Genomic DNA, 12,734 nt, shown 5'->3' on the forward strand with positions numbered 1-12,734 from the left:
ATGCTGCTGCGCATCCACCATCGCACCACCTATCTCTACGCCCAGCCGGTCGGCCTGGGTGGCCATCGGCTGATGCTGCGGCCGCGTGAAAGCGCCGCCAACCGGCTGCTGTCCTTCCATATCGAAACCGATCCGCCCAGCCTGGTGACCTGGAGCGAGGATGTCTATGGCAATGCCGTGGCCATCGCCGCGCCGCTCTGGGCGTCGGACCGCCTCACCATCGACAGCCATATCCGCATCGATCACGGCAATGTTCCCTGGGCCGAGCCCGCGCCGCTGATCCCGATTGCCACTGCAGCGATGCGCTATCCCTTCCGCTACAGCGATGCCGACTGGAACGCGCTCGGCCCGCTGGCGCAGCCGCTCTATGCCGATCCGCAGGGCAAGTTGCGCGACTGGGTGCGCGGCTTCATCGCCAAGGACGCGACCGACACGCTGGCGCTGCTGCGCGATCTCAATGCCGGCATTTCCGGCTGGGTGTCCTATCAGAGCCGCGACGCCCAGGGCACCCAGGCGCCGCTGGAAACGCTGCAGCGCGGCTGGGGCTCCTGCCGCGATCTCGCGGTACTGATGGCCGATGCGGTGCGCTGGCTCGGCTTCGGCGCGCGCCTGGTCTCGGGCTATCTTTACAATCCGCTGCGCGACGGGCTGGATGACGCCGTCTATGGCGAGGGCTCGACCCATGGCTGGCTGGAGATTTATCTGCCCGGTGCGGGCTGGATCGCCTTCGACCCGACGCACAAGACCTATGGCAGCTACGGCCTGATCCCGGTGGCGGTGGCGCGCGGCATGGCCGAACTGACGCCGGTGGCCGGCAGCTTCACCGGTCGCCCCGGCGATTACCTGGGCATGAGCGTCGGCGTCTCGATCTCCAGCGCCGGCCGGGACGCGCTGGCGCCAGCCGCACCGACGGTGCCGTATACCGGCGTGAGTGCAGAGTAGCCGCGCCACGCATCGGCACAGCGACATCGCACCGTTTCTCGCCCCGCCTCATCGCGGCCTCGCCACTCACCCCCACCTCATCCGTCATGCCACGCTTGCGTGGCATCCACGACTTTGGCGCATACCTCCGTGTGCCTGCGAGTATTCGCACTTGCCTCCCACTCGCCATCGCGACAATCATCTCTCATGGCAGGCGGCTGGGTCTATATCGTTTCCAACAGGCGCAATGGCACGATCTATGTCGGCGTCACCTCCGACCTCCCACGCCGTGCCCATGAGCATCGCGAAGGCCTGATCGATGGTTTCAGCAAAAAATACGGCCTGACGCGACTGGTCTGGGCCGAGGAACATGGGGCCATCATCGACGCGATCCGCCGCGAGAAAATGCTCAAGCGGCTGCCGCGGGCCGACAAGGTGCGGCTGATCCATGCGATCAATCCCGATTGGGATGATCTTTATGAAACGCTTTGAAAGGATACTCGCGGATGCCACGGCAAGCCGTGGCATGACGGAAAAGATCGCTCACTTCATCCGCGTCCAGGTCTTGGTCTTGCCGAACAGCGGCAGCAGCGCATAGGCGCGCACCCGCAGCGTCGTGTCGTCGGCAATCGACATTTTCGCGCGATAATCGATACCGTCTTCCGGATTGTAGATCGCGCCACCCTCCCAGCTGTTATCCGCCGTGCGATACAGATCGCGCAGGATGGTCAGGCCGAGCAGCGGGCGGCTGCGCAGCGCTGCATCGCTGTTCTGCAGATCGACCAGCGGCCGGCCATCGTCGCCATCGGGCCATTTGAACCAGACCAGCCGGCCGCAGAGCCGCTCGCCGCAGGGCGCGATCTCCACCCAGACACGACCGCTGTCATCCTGCCAGATGCCGACCGGCGTCGGCATCGGCACGCCGATGATCGCCGCATAGGGAATATCGGGGAGCGCAGGATTGGGCGCGCTGGCCGACTGGATTTCGTCGTCCTGCGTCGACGGGCTTTGCGCCCCGGCCGGCAGCGCCAGTCCCAGTGCCAGCAGCCCTGCGACCGCCAGGCTGTGAAGTCCGATCACCGCCGTCCGATACCCTGCTGCAGCACCCATGCCCTAGCTTGTATCAGCTGCATCCGCGGGTATCGCCTCGACTATTTGTGACTATTCGCGTCGCTGTGGTATTTGCGGCCCCGGCTTGAAATCAGCCCATGTTCATTGTATGTTCCAGTATGAGACAGGGCCTATATTAAAACGGGTAAAATTTGGGCCATTATTCTGGCGTAACTAGAAACGAAGCAAAACGAAGCGTTGCGAGACGTCAGGACGGGTCAAAAGCGCCGGATCAGCCCGGCTTGGCCACGCGCAGGAAGACCTCACCCACCAGCAGATGGGTGATGCCGCCCTGCCCGTCGTCCAGCGGCAGGATCAGGCGATCGTATTGCAGGATCTTCGGCCCATCCCAGCGGGTGACGCTGACATGGAAGCTGCCGGCCTGGCGGATTGTCAGGTCGAAATGCTGGCGGATCACCGGCCGGGTTTCCTGCACCACGCCATCGGCGCCGGCCGTCAGGCCACTGCCGCCCACCGCCGCCGTGCGGCGATAGCCCTCGCCCAGCGCGAGATAGGGATAGCGGCCGTCGCCGCTGATCTCGACCAGCGCGAGGTCGGTCACACCGGGCAGGGTCTGCAGGTCGGGCAGATCGGCAAACGCCGCCATGGCGCGGCTGCCTTTCGCGTCGTCATACCAGGCCTTCAACGCGATCAGTGCGGGGGCGACGATCTCGTCGGCGGCGTAATGCGTCCGGCCATTGGTCATGGTTTTTCAGGGACCGGGCGCGGCCGGCCATGTTCGTCGATGGCGACATAGGTGTAGACGCCCTCGGTCACCTTGATCTCGGTGGGATCGAGCCGCCGCGCCACGATGGTTTCCATCTTCACCGCCATCGAGCTGCGGCCGACGCGGATCACGCGGCCATAGATCGAGACGATGTCGCCCACCTTGATCGGCTGGTGGAAGGTCATCGCATCCACCGCCACGGTGACGACGCGGCCCTGGGCGCGGCGCGCAGCGATGATGCCGCCGGCGATATCCATCTGGCTGAGCACCCAGCCGCCGAAAATATCGCCGTTGCCGTTCATGTCGGCCGGCATCGGCGCGCTGCGGATCACCGGTTCGCCGCGCGACTCAGGCGTCGTGTTTTGTGCCGATTCGCTCATCGTCACCCCTGACTTTGTCACTGCATGTTGGTTGTTTCACCCGTGGGGCCTACTATACTGCGGCCCAACAGCGAGTCACCCCTTAAAGCGAATCTGTGAATAGAATGAACGACTTGTTTCAACAGGGAAGCAAGGGCGGCAACGATTACACCGCCAAGGACATCGAGGTACTCGAGGGTCTGGAGCCGGTGCGGCGCCGACCCGGCATGTATATCGGCGGCACCGACGAGCGCGCCCTGCACCATCTGTTCGCCGAAGTGCTCGACAATTCTATGGATGAGGCCGTCGCCGGCCATGCCGACCGTATCGAGGTGGCATTACAGCTGGATGGCAGCCTGCAGGTCAGCGACAACGGCCGCGGCATCCCGATCGACCGCCACCCGAAGTTCAAGGACAAGTCGGCGCTGGAGGTGATCCTCACCACGCTGCACTCCGGCGGCAAGTTCTCGTCCAAGGTCTATTCCACCGCCGGCGGCCTGCATGGCGTCGGCATCTCGGTGGTGAACGCGCTCTCCGACAAGCTGGTCGTGGAAGTGGCGCGCGAGAAGGAACTCTGGCGCCAGGAATATTCGCGCGGCACACCGCAGGGCAAGCTGGTGAAAGTGGGCGCCGCCCCCAATCGCCGCGGCACCATGGTCACCTTCCATCCCGACGAGCAGATCTTCGGCAAGGGCGCGCATTTCCGCCCGGCCCGTCTGTTCAAGATGGCGCGCTCCAAGGCCTATCTGTATCCGGGCGTGAAGATCCTGTGGAAATGCGATCCCGAACTGCTGAAAGGCGACGAGATCACGCCGGCCGAGGCCGTGCTGCATTTCCCCGGCGGCCTGCAGGACTATCTGAACGAACAGCTCGAAGGCCAGCAGACCGTGACGCCGACACCGTTCGCCGGCCGCGCCGCGCTGGCCGGCGAACGCGGCCAGGTCGAATGGGCGATCCACTGGCCGCAGGATATCGACGAAGGCTGGCTGCAGTCCTACTGCAACACGGTGACCACGCCCGATGGCGGCACCCATGAACTGGGCTTCCGTTCGGCGCTGATGCGCGGCCTGAAGGAATATGCCGAGCTGAGCAACAACAAGAAGGCGGCGCAGATCACGGCGGACGACATTCTGCTCGCCGGCACCGCGATGCTGTCGCTGTTCATCAAGGATCCGCAGTTCCAGGGCCAGACCAAAGACAAGCTGGTCACGGTGGAAGCGCAGAAGCTGGTCGAAGTCGCGATCAAGGATCACTTCGACCACTGGCTTGCCGGCGCGCCGCAGCATGCCAATGCCCTGCTCGCCCGCCTGATCGAACGTGCCGAAGACCGCCTGCGCCGCCGCGCCGAAAAGGATGTCAGCCGCAAATCGGCGACCCGCAAGCTGCGCCTGCCGGGCAAACTGGCGGATTGCTCCGACGAAGCCGCCAACGGTTCAGAAATCTTCATCGTCGAGGGCGACTCGGCGGGCGGCTCGGCCAAGCAGGCGCGCGACCGCCGCACCCAGGCCGTGCTGCCGCTGCGTGGCAAGATCCTGAACGTGGCATCGGCAGGTTCGGGCAAGCTGGCCGCCAACCAGGAACTCGCCGACCTGACCCAGGCGCTGGGCTGCGGCACCGGCGGCCGCTATCGCAATGAAGACCTGCGCTATGACAAGGTCATCATCATGACCGACGCCGATGTCGATGGCGCGCATATCGCTTCGCTGCTGATGACATTCTTCTTCCGCGAGATGCCCAAGCTGATCGAGCATGGCCATCTCTATCTGGCGCAGCCGCCGCTGTATCGTCTCAGCGCCGGCGGCAAGACCTTTTACGCCATGGACGACGCCGACAAGGACAAGCTGATCAAGCAGCATTTCGGCAGCCGCAAGGTAGAGATCAGCCGCTTCAAGGGCCTGGGCGAAATGCCGCCCGCGCAGCTGAAGGAAACCACCATGAACCGCAAGAACCGCGTGCTGCTGCGCGTGCAGGTTCCGGTGGAAGAAGTGAAAGAGTCGGAAGACCTGGTCGAGCGCCTGATGGGCCGCAAGCCGGAGCTGCGCTTCCAGTTCATCCAGGAACGCGCCGCCTTCGCCACCGATATCGACGTCTAGGCAGCGAGCCACTCTTTAAGGGCGGCCGCTGTCTCGTCGGGCTTTTCCATCGGCGGCAGATGGCCGCTATGCTCGATCACCACCTGCTTGGCATTGGGTATCAGCGACGCCATCTCGTCATGCAGCTCCAGCGGCGTCAGCGCATCCTGACGGCCGCACATCACCAGCGCCGGCACCTTGTAGTTTTTCAGGTCGGCGCGGCCATCGGGCCGGTTGATGATCGCGGTCTGCTGCCGGGTGAAACCCTCGCGGCCGATATCTTCCGCCATCGCCATCAGCCGGCCGACAAGCGCCGCGTTCTTCTGGTTGTCCGGATGCAGCAGCAGCGGCACCAGTTGCGGCGTGATGCCCTTGAAGCGGCCAATCTGACTGAGGTGGATCAGGCCACGGCGTCGCTCGGTCTGCTCCGGCGTGTCGGCGCGTGAAGACGTATCCATCAAGCAGATACGCGTCACCCGCTGCGGCGCCTGGCGCATGATCTCTTGCGCGACGTAGCCGCCCATCGAGAGGCCGCAGAGCGCGAATGTTTCCGGCGCCTCGGCCAGCACCAGCCGCGCCATATCGCCGAAATTGTCCTGGTGGAAATGGCTCGTGGGTATAATGCACTGAGCAACTTCAGATAGACGCGCCACCTGTTCGCGCCAGAAATCGGCGGTCAGCAGCAGGCCGGGAACAAGCACCAAAGACTGACGCATACGGAAACCCTTCTTACCGGATCAGGCGCGACAGCGCCTTGAACTGCGGATGCGACGCCGTACCGAGCCATTCGAACAGGCACATCTCGGTGCTGGCCAGTATCACGTCGGCGTTACTCATACGCTGTTGCGCCAGATGCACGCTTTCTACCTGGCGCGAGGAAATCGCATCGGCCACCACTGTCACGCGATACCCGTGTTCCACGAGACCGATTGCCGTCTGCAGCACACAGACATGGGCCTCAATGCCGGCGATGACGATCTGCGGCCGCCCCGCTTCCGCGATATGGGCGCGAATGCCTGGATCGGCCCAGGCGGAAAAATGCATCTTTTCCAGGATCGCGGCGGCGCCCGCAGCCGTCCTGATTTCGGGGACCGTGGCGCCAAGGCCCTTGGGATATTGCTCGGTGATGGCAACCGGAATCTGCAACGCCTGTGCCGCCTGCAGCAGGATACCGGTGTTGCGCAACACGCGCGCGCCATCCTGCATTGCCGGCAGCAGGCGTTCCTGAATATCAACGACGAGCAGCTGGGTTTCGTTTGCGGAAAGCAGCATGGCCAATATCTAAAGTGGTAGCTCGACGATATAGCGCTCTACCTATAAATGCCACCGCACGTACTATCCCTTAGTTGATTTTTTTAATGCCCCCTGCGCACAATCGGTTGTCCCGCCCAAGCCGATTTCATGCATCTCGATACATCCACCGTCAGCTTTGTCACCGTCCTCGTGGTGTGTCTTGAATGCGGCATCCTCACCGCCTTGTGGATGATTCATCGCAACATGAAGGGCGTGGCCTACTGGGCTGTGGGCGCCATGGCCATCTCCATCGGCATCTTCGGCATTTTCCTGCGCGGCAACATTCCGCCCTACGTTTCGATTGTCGTCGCCAACATCTTCATCATCAGCGGCTATATCTTCACCTGGTGGGGGATCGAGGCGTTCTTCGATCGCCGCCTGCCATACCGCCTTGGCCTGGCAATCCTGGGGTTATCGGTGGTCGGCCTGGTGTATTTCGGCCTGATCGATCCCAACGCCCGCATCCGCAGCACCCTGCTGCTTTCCGTTTTCGCGCTTTTCTCCGCATTGCGGATGTACAGCCTGATCTGCAAAATCCGGCCGGGCACCCGGTTCACCCAGACCATCTGCGCCGCAGTCTATGGCTGTCAGGTGATCGTCAACCTGACGCTGGCCGCCGCGGTCTTTCTTTCGCCGCCGACAGATCGTCCGTTCATGCAGTTGCCTCTGTCGGGCTGGATCCTCCTGGTTCTCATGCTGCTGTCCCTCGCCGCCGTCTTCGCCGCGGTCCTGCTGGTCAACGAAACCATTGCGGCCCGACTGCAGGAGGCCGCGCGGCGCGATGCCCTGACCGATGCGCTGAACCGGCGCGCCCTTGATGAGGCGGCCGATATCGAAATCAGCCGCAGCCAGCGGCACAACCTGCCGCTCAGCCTGCTGATCCTGGATATCGATCACTTCAAGTCGATCAACGACCGTCACGGCCATCCGACCGGCGATGCGGTCCTGCGCCGCTTTGTCGCCGCGACACGGCTCTGCCTGCGCCGGGAAGACCTGCTGGGCCGGATCGGCGGGGAAGAATTCTGCGCCTTGCTGCCGAACACCGCCGCCGCCGGCGCGGCACTGCTGGCCGAACGTATCCGCACCGCCATATCGGAACTGGCCATGGATATCGATGGCCAGAACCTGTCCCTGCAGGTGAGCATCGGCGTCGCCACGCTGGGCGAGAACGGCACTGAATGGCCAGAGCTCATGCGCCAGGCCGATGATGCGCTCTACGCGGCAAAGCGGGCCGGCCGGAATAGCGTCGCGATTGCCGGCCCTGCCCGCTCCTAGCTGCGCGACAGACTAGTTGCTCAGCAGTACCGGCAGACTCATATTCGCCAGCACGGTTTCGGTGACGCCGCCGAACACCATTTCGCGCAGGCGCGAATGACCGAAAGCGCCCATCACCATCAGGTCGCAGCCGCGGCCCTTGGCTTCCGCCAGCAGGGCCAGGCCCACCTTCTGGCCATTGCCGTTGATGATCGCGGTTTCGAGCCGCAGGCCGTGGCGCTGCATATGCCCGGCAACCTCGCTGAGCGGCGTGCGGCCTTTCCGCTCGGCCCCGATGGTGACGATATGCACGGCTTCCGCGCCGCGTAAGAGCGGCATGGCATCATGCAGGGCCCGCGCCGCCTCGCGCTTGCCGTTCCAAGCCACCAGCACGCGGCGACCCACCTCCGCCACATCGCCGGAATGCGGCACGGCCAGGATCGGCCGGCCGGCCTGCAGCGCCAGTTCATGCGGCAGCACGTCTGTCCCATAAGGGATCGCGGCAGGATCGGACGGATTGGGATCGGGCTGGCCGACCAGCGCGATGTCGCAGGCCCGGCTGGCAAGACGCAGCGCCTCGACCGGCGCCAGATCGCTGCTGAGCCAGCGATGCTCGATGCCGGCATTGGTGCAGGTGGCGAGGAATTCCTCCTTGGCGCCGACCGAGGATTTCTGCGCCTCGTCCATCTGCTTCTGGATCAGTTCGGTCGGGATATATTCGCCCATGTAATAGGGCACATTCGGCGGCGGCACCGTATACAGGCCGCTGACCCGGGCGCCGAAACGACGCGCCATGGCAATGGCAAGCTGCGTGCGCGCCGTGTTGCGCGGATCGAGTGTCAGATGCACCGTGATATCGCGGTAACTCATCGCCCGGCCTCCTTGTTATGGCCGTGCCGCCTTTCCCCCTGCGGCTTCGACCGTTGTTATCGGAAGTGCTGGTGATTTACGCCACAAACGGGACTCATCGTCCCTGCCCGCAAATGTAGGCAGGCGCGAGCGGCAAGACAAGCGCGCTGCAGTCTCGAAGGTTAATGCCAGGGAGTCGCTACGAGGCTGCGGCAGCCTTTAGGCAGCAGCCTGGGCTTTCCAGGGCGGCAGACGGTTTTCCTCAACCGCATGACAGGCCACAGCACCGCCCTCGACCGTCAGGGCCTTGGGCACCTCACGCTTGCAGCGTTCGTTGGCCAGCGGACAGCGCGGATGGAAGCTACAGCCCGACGGCGGATTGAGCGGGCTGGGCACTTCGCCGGCCACCGGCGTGCGCGAACGGCCGGTCATGTCGAGATCGGGAATCGCGTCGAGCAGCATGCGGGTATAGGGATGCAGCGGGCGCGCAAACAGCGTCTTGGTATCGGCCCACTCCACCAGCCGACCGAGATACATCACACCCACCTTGTCGGAGACATGATACACCACGGCCAGATTGTGGCTGATGAACAGATAGGTCAGGCCGAGCTTACGCTGCAGGTCCTTCATCAGATTGAGAATCTGGGCCTGCACCGAAACGTCGAGCGCCGAGGTCGGCTCGTCGCAGACCAGGAATTCCGGCTCGCCGGCGAGCGCGCGCGCGATCGAAATGCGCTGGCGCTGGCCACCGGAGAATTCATGTGGATATTTGCGGGCATCCAGCGGCGACAGGCCGACCTGCGCCAACAGCTCGCCCACACGTTTGTCGACTGCCGTCTTCTCGCTCAGCAGTTTGCGGAAGCGCAGCGGCTCGGCCACGATATCGCCCACACGCCAGCGCGGATTGAGCGAGGCGTAAGGGTCCTGGAAGATCATCTGCATGCGGCCCTGGATATCCGGGTGCTTCGCACGCTCGGGCGCCGGACCGACTTCGACGCCTTCGAAATTGATCGAGCCGTCGCTGGGCTCATAAAGGCCGACGATCAGCCGCGCCACGGTCGACTTGCCGCAGCCGGACTCGCCCACCAGGCTGAAGGTCTCGCCTTTGTTGATCGAGAAGTTCACGCCGTCCACGGCGCGCACGATGCTCTTGCCCTTGCGCTCCAGCACGCGGTTGAGCCAGGGCGCGGAAACATCGAAGACCCGCTTGAGGTTGGTGACAGTCAGCATCGGGACGGTGACCTTAGACATGGGCCGGCTCCTTCTGCACCAACCAGCAGGCGGCATGGCTGTTGCCGGCTGGCATCGGTTCGGGTCGCTCGACATAGCAGCGGTCGAACGCCTTGGGGCAGCGCGGATTGAAGGCGCAGCCCTTCGGGATCGCCGTCAGGCGCGGCATCGAACCATCGATCTGGGTCAGGCGGTCGACCTTGCCGGCCATGGACGGAATCGCCCCCATCAGGCCGACAGTATAGGGATGGTGCGGACGCTTGATGACATCCTGCACCGGGCCGATCTCGGCGATGCGGCCGGCATACATCACGGCAACGCGGTCGGCCGTTTCGGCGATCACACCCATATCATGGGTCACCAGCATCACGGCGGTGCCGTGCTCGCGGCAGAGCCGCTTGAGCAGCTGGATGATCTGCGCCTGGATCGAAACATCCAGCGCCGTGGTCGGCTCGTCGGCAATAATCAGTTTGGGTTCGGCGGCGAGCGCGAGCGCGATCACCACGCGCTGCCGCATGCCGCCGGAGAACTGGTGCGGATAACTGTTGATGCGTTCCGACGCCGAGGGAATGCCGACATCTTCCAGCAGCTTGATGGCACGGTCGCGCGCCTGGGCCTGGGTCAGCGGCAGATGCGTCAGGATGGTTTCCACCAGCTGGTCGCCGATCCGGTAGAGCGGATTGAGGCTGGTCAGCGGGTCCTGGAAGATCGCGCCGATCTGGCGGCCACGGATCTTGCGCATCTCGTGATAGGGCAGATTGTCGATCCGGCGGCCATCCAGGCGAATCTCGCCCGCCGCAATACGGCCTGGCGGCTCAAGGAGCCCGATGATGGCGGCACCGGTCATCGATTTGCCGGCGCCGGACTCGCCCACCACGCCCAGCACTTCGCCGGCGGAGATTTCGAGCGAGACGTCGTCGACGGCGACAAGCGTACCGCGCCGGGTGGGGAATTCGACGCGCAGGTTCTGGACTTCAAGCAGCTTCGGGCTGGTCATGGGGATTACCGGAGCTTCGGGTTGAGGGCATCGCGCAGCCAGTCACCCAGCAGGTTGACTGCAAGCACGAGGATGGCCAGCGCTGCGCCCGGGAAGATGGCAATCCACCATTCACCGGAGAACAGGAACCGCTGGCCGATATTGATCAGGGTGCCCAGCGAGGGCTGGGTCTGCGGCAGGCCGACACCGAGGAAGCTGAGCGTGGCTTCCGTGATGATGGCGAGCGCCAGGTTGATGGTGGCGATCACCAGCACCGGCCCCAGCACATTGGGCAGCACATGGCGCAGCGCGATCAGCGCGCCGGGCAGACCGATCACGCGCGCGGCCTGCACATATTCCTTGTTCTTTTCCACCAGAACGGAGCCGCGCACGGTGCGCGCATACTGCACCCAGTAGCTGAGGCCGATGGCGATGATCAGCACGATGAGCGCCGAATTGTCGCGCTTGTCGCTGCCGAGCAGGCCGCGGCTGATGCCGTCGACCAGCATGGCGATCAGAATTGCAGGAAAGGACAATTGAACATCGGCCACGCGCATGATCAGCGCATCCACCGCGCCGCCGAGATACCCGGCGATCAGGCCAAGTGCGATGCCCAGCACCATGGCGAAGATGACCGCGAGAACGCCCACCAGCAGCGAGGTCCGCGTGCCATACATGATGGCCGACAGCACATCGCGCCCCTGGTCGTCGGTGCCGAGCAGGTATTTCACCGTGCCGCTGGCGGAATCCCAGACCGGCGGCAGGAAGGCATCGGAGAGTTCGAGCGATGCCAGGTTGAATGGGTTATGCGGCGCAATCAGCGGCGCGCCGACGGCGGCGACGAAGAACAGCACCGTGACCGCACCCGACAGCATGATGAGCTTGGAACGGGTGAAGCTCCAGTACAGGTCGCTGTCGACGATCTTGGCCCAGGTGGCAGACAGGCGCGACATCACTTGCCCCCCTTGCCGGTCTGGCTGCGCAGGCGCGGATCGACCACGAAATACAGGCTGTCGACGATCAGGTTGATGACCACGAACAGGAAGCCGATCAGCACCAGATACGAGGCCATGACCGGAATATCGACCGCGATCACCGACTGCAGGAACAGCAGACCCATGCCGGGCCAGGAGAATACCGTTTCGGTGATGATGGCAAAGGCGATGATGGCGCCGAGCTGAAGCCCGGTGATGGTGATGACCGGCACCAGGGTGTTCTTCAGCGCATGGCCGAAATTGATGGCCCGGTTGGCCAGCCCGCGGGCGCGGGCGAATTTGATGTAATCGGTACGCAGCACTTCCAGCATCTCCGAGCGCACCAGGCGCATGATCAGCGTCATCTGGAACAGGCCGAGCGTGATGGCCGGCAGGATCACGGCGCGCCAGCCGCTGGCGGTGAGGAAACCGGTGGTCCAGAAGCCGACCTTGACGGTATCTCCGCGGCCGAAGCTCGGCAGCCAGCCAAGCAGAACCGCAAAGACCCAGATCAGCAGGATGCCGATCAGGAAGGTGGGCAGCGAAATACCGATCAGCGACACCGTCATCATGGTGCGGCTGATCCAGTGGCTGGGATAGAGGCCGGAGAACACACCCATCGGAATGCCGGCCGCCAGCGCAAAGATCGCGGCGATCAGGCTCAGCTCCAGGGTGGCTGGCAGGCGGTCGATAATCATGCGGCCGACCGGCTCGGTGGTGCGGTAGCTCAGGCCGAAATTGCCCTGCACGGCATTGGCCACATAGCGGGCGAAGCGCACGGGCGTGGGATCATCGAGGCCGAGCGTCTTGCGCAGTTCGATGCGCTGCTCTGCCGGCAGATCCGTACCGGCGATCAGTGCCACCGGGTCGCCGACGAAGTTGAACATGATGAAGGCAATAAAGGCGACCGCCAACATGACGAGGGCGGACTGCACGATACGGCGGATAATGAACGCAATCATGGGGCTG

The 12,734-nt window shown here is 64.0% G+C and carries 14 protein-coding genes; 4 read left to right on the top strand and 10 right to left on the bottom strand.

Annotation, left to right across the window (positions count from 1 at the left end):
- Both AC1ROT_RS01125 and AC1ROT_RS01130 read left to right on the top strand, forming a co-directional pair.
- A complete protein-coding gene (locus tag AC1ROT_RS01125) occupies window positions 1-942 on the top strand; it encodes a transglutaminase family protein (protein WP_492970573.1) in 942 nt (313 codons plus the stop codon).
- 186 nt (window positions 943-1,128) lie between these two features.
- On the top strand, window positions 1,129-1,413 hold the full coding sequence (locus AC1ROT_RS01130) for a GIY-YIG nuclease family protein (protein WP_492996935.1): 285 nt from the start codon (window positions 1,129-1,131) through the stop codon (window positions 1,411-1,413).
- Window positions 1,414-1,464: 51 nt separating this feature from the next.
- Here the strand turns inward: AC1ROT_RS01130 and AC1ROT_RS01135 are convergent, their stop codons facing one another.
- From AC1ROT_RS01135 to AC1ROT_RS01145, 3 genes are all read right to left on the bottom strand, one after another.
- A complete protein-coding gene (locus AC1ROT_RS01135) occupies window positions 1,465-2,031 on the bottom strand; it encodes a DUF2147 domain-containing protein (RefSeq protein ID WP_492996936.1) in 567 nt (188 codons plus the stop codon).
- A gap of 232 nt (window positions 2,032-2,263) precedes the next feature.
- The gene (locus AC1ROT_RS01140) at window positions 2,264-2,737 is read right to left on the bottom strand and encodes a hypothetical protein (protein WP_492996937.1); all 474 of its coding nucleotides are present in this window, start codon (window positions 2,735-2,737) and stop codon (window positions 2,264-2,266) included.
- Entirely contained in the window at window positions 2,734-3,138 is a 405-nt protein-coding gene (locus tag AC1ROT_RS01145) for an acyl-CoA thioesterase (RefSeq protein WP_492970569.1), read from the bottom strand. Before AC1ROT_RS01145 ends, AC1ROT_RS01140 begins: the two co-directional genes overlap by 4 nt.
- A gap of 104 nt (window positions 3,139-3,242) precedes the next feature.
- Between AC1ROT_RS01145 and parE the strand changes: the two genes are divergently transcribed.
- Complete coding sequence (gene parE / locus AC1ROT_RS01150; RefSeq protein WP_492970568.1) at window positions 3,243-5,210, top strand: DNA topoisomerase IV subunit B; 1,968 nt, start codon at window positions 3,243-3,245, stop codon at window positions 5,208-5,210.
- Here the strand turns inward: parE and AC1ROT_RS01155 are convergent.
- Together AC1ROT_RS01155 and AC1ROT_RS01160 are read right to left on the bottom strand one after the other, a co-directional pair.
- Window positions 5,207-5,905 carry an alpha/beta fold hydrolase gene (locus AC1ROT_RS01155; protein WP_492996938.1) on the bottom strand — a complete coding sequence of 233 codons (699 nt, stop codon included), beginning with the start codon at window positions 5,903-5,905 and terminating at the stop codon, window positions 5,207-5,209. The genes parE and AC1ROT_RS01155 overlap by 4 nt on opposite strands.
- A 13-nt stretch (window positions 5,906-5,918) precedes the next feature.
- Window positions 5,919-6,461, bottom strand: a complete 543-nt coding sequence (locus AC1ROT_RS01160; protein ID WP_492996939.1) for a hydrolase — start codon at window positions 6,459-6,461, stop codon at window positions 5,919-5,921.
- Between the two features lie 129 nt (window positions 6,462-6,590).
- On the opposite strand from AC1ROT_RS01160, the gene AC1ROT_RS01165 reads away from it, so the two are divergent.
- Complete coding sequence (locus AC1ROT_RS01165) at window positions 6,591-7,757, top strand: GGDEF domain-containing protein (RefSeq protein ID WP_492996940.1); 1,167 nt, start codon at window positions 6,591-6,593, stop codon at window positions 7,755-7,757.
- Window positions 7,758-7,769: 12 nt separating this feature from the next.
- Here AC1ROT_RS01165 and AC1ROT_RS01170 read toward each other — a convergent pair whose 3' ends face one another.
- The 5 genes from AC1ROT_RS01170 to AC1ROT_RS01190 all read right to left on the bottom strand — a co-directional run bounded on the left by AC1ROT_RS01170 (window position 7,770) and on the right by AC1ROT_RS01190 (window position 12,727).
- A complete protein-coding gene (locus AC1ROT_RS01170) occupies window positions 7,770-8,606 on the bottom strand; it encodes a universal stress protein (RefSeq protein WP_492970564.1) in 837 nt (278 codons plus the stop codon).
- Window positions 8,607-8,804: 198 nt separating this feature from the next.
- Window positions 8,805-9,836 (bottom strand): ABC transporter ATP-binding protein, encoded by a 1,032-nt coding sequence (locus AC1ROT_RS01175; protein ID WP_492970563.1) that lies wholly within the window; start codon window positions 9,834-9,836, stop codon window positions 8,805-8,807.
- Complete coding sequence (locus tag AC1ROT_RS01180; protein WP_492970562.1) at window positions 9,829-10,812, bottom strand: ABC transporter ATP-binding protein; 984 nt, start codon at window positions 10,810-10,812, stop codon at window positions 9,829-9,831. Before AC1ROT_RS01180 ends, AC1ROT_RS01175 begins: the two co-directional genes overlap by 8 nt.
- 5 nt (window positions 10,813-10,817) lie before the next feature.
- The gene (locus tag AC1ROT_RS01185) at window positions 10,818-11,744 is read right to left on the bottom strand and encodes an ABC transporter permease (RefSeq protein ID WP_492996941.1); all 927 of its coding nucleotides are present in this window, start codon (window positions 11,742-11,744) and stop codon (window positions 10,818-10,820) included.
- Window positions 11,744-12,727, bottom strand: a complete 984-nt coding sequence (locus tag AC1ROT_RS01190) for an ABC transporter permease (protein ID WP_492970560.1) — start codon at window positions 12,725-12,727, stop codon at window positions 11,744-11,746. The genes AC1ROT_RS01185 and AC1ROT_RS01190 overlap by 1 nt, the downstream gene beginning before the upstream one ends.
- Window positions 12,728-12,734: the final 7 nt, after the last annotated feature.

The sequence above is a fragment of the Ferrovibrio sp. GW821-FHT12E11 genome (assembly GCF_058806975.1).

Excerpts from the sequence above, each read along its gene's own strand:
- AC1ROT_RS01125 (WP_492970573.1), top strand. The coding sequence starts at position 1 with ATGCTGCTGCGCATCCACCATCGCACCACCTATCTCTACGCCCAGCCG.
- AC1ROT_RS01130 (WP_492996935.1), top strand. The coding sequence starts at position 1,129 with ATGGCAGGCGGCTGGGTCTATATCGTTTCCAACAGGCGCAATGGCACG.
- AC1ROT_RS01135 (WP_492996936.1), bottom strand. The coding sequence starts at position 2,031 with ATGGGTGCTGCAGCAGGGTATCGGACGGCGGTGATCGGACTTCACAGC.
- AC1ROT_RS01140 (WP_492996937.1), bottom strand. The coding sequence starts at position 2,737 with ATGACCAATGGCCGGACGCATTACGCCGCCGACGAGATCGTCGCCCCC.
- AC1ROT_RS01145 (WP_492970569.1), bottom strand. The coding sequence starts at position 3,138 with ATGAGCGAATCGGCACAAAACACGACGCCTGAGTCGCGCGGCGAACCG.
- parE (WP_492970568.1), top strand. The coding sequence starts at position 3,243 with ATGAACGACTTGTTTCAACAGGGAAGCAAGGGCGGCAACGATTACACC.
- AC1ROT_RS01155 (WP_492996938.1), bottom strand. The coding sequence starts at position 5,905 with ATGCGTCAGTCTTTGGTGCTTGTTCCCGGCCTGCTGCTGACCGCCGAT.
- AC1ROT_RS01160 (WP_492996939.1), bottom strand. The coding sequence starts at position 6,461 with ATGCTGCTTTCCGCAAACGAAACCCAGCTGCTCGTCGTTGATATTCAG.
- AC1ROT_RS01165 (WP_492996940.1), top strand. The coding sequence starts at position 6,591 with ATGCATCTCGATACATCCACCGTCAGCTTTGTCACCGTCCTCGTGGTG.
- AC1ROT_RS01170 (WP_492970564.1), bottom strand. The coding sequence starts at position 8,606 with ATGAGTTACCGCGATATCACGGTGCATCTGACACTCGATCCGCGCAAC.
- AC1ROT_RS01175 (WP_492970563.1), bottom strand. The coding sequence starts at position 9,836 with ATGTCTAAGGTCACCGTCCCGATGCTGACTGTCACCAACCTCAAGCGG.
- AC1ROT_RS01180 (WP_492970562.1), bottom strand. The coding sequence starts at position 10,812 with ATGACCAGCCCGAAGCTGCTTGAAGTCCAGAACCTGCGCGTCGAATTC.
- AC1ROT_RS01185 (WP_492996941.1), bottom strand. The coding sequence starts at position 11,744 with ATGTCGCGCCTGTCTGCCACCTGGGCCAAGATCGTCGACAGCGACCTG.
- AC1ROT_RS01190 (WP_492970560.1), bottom strand. The coding sequence starts at position 12,727 with ATGATTGCGTTCATTATCCGCCGTATCGTGCAGTCCGCCCTCGTCATG.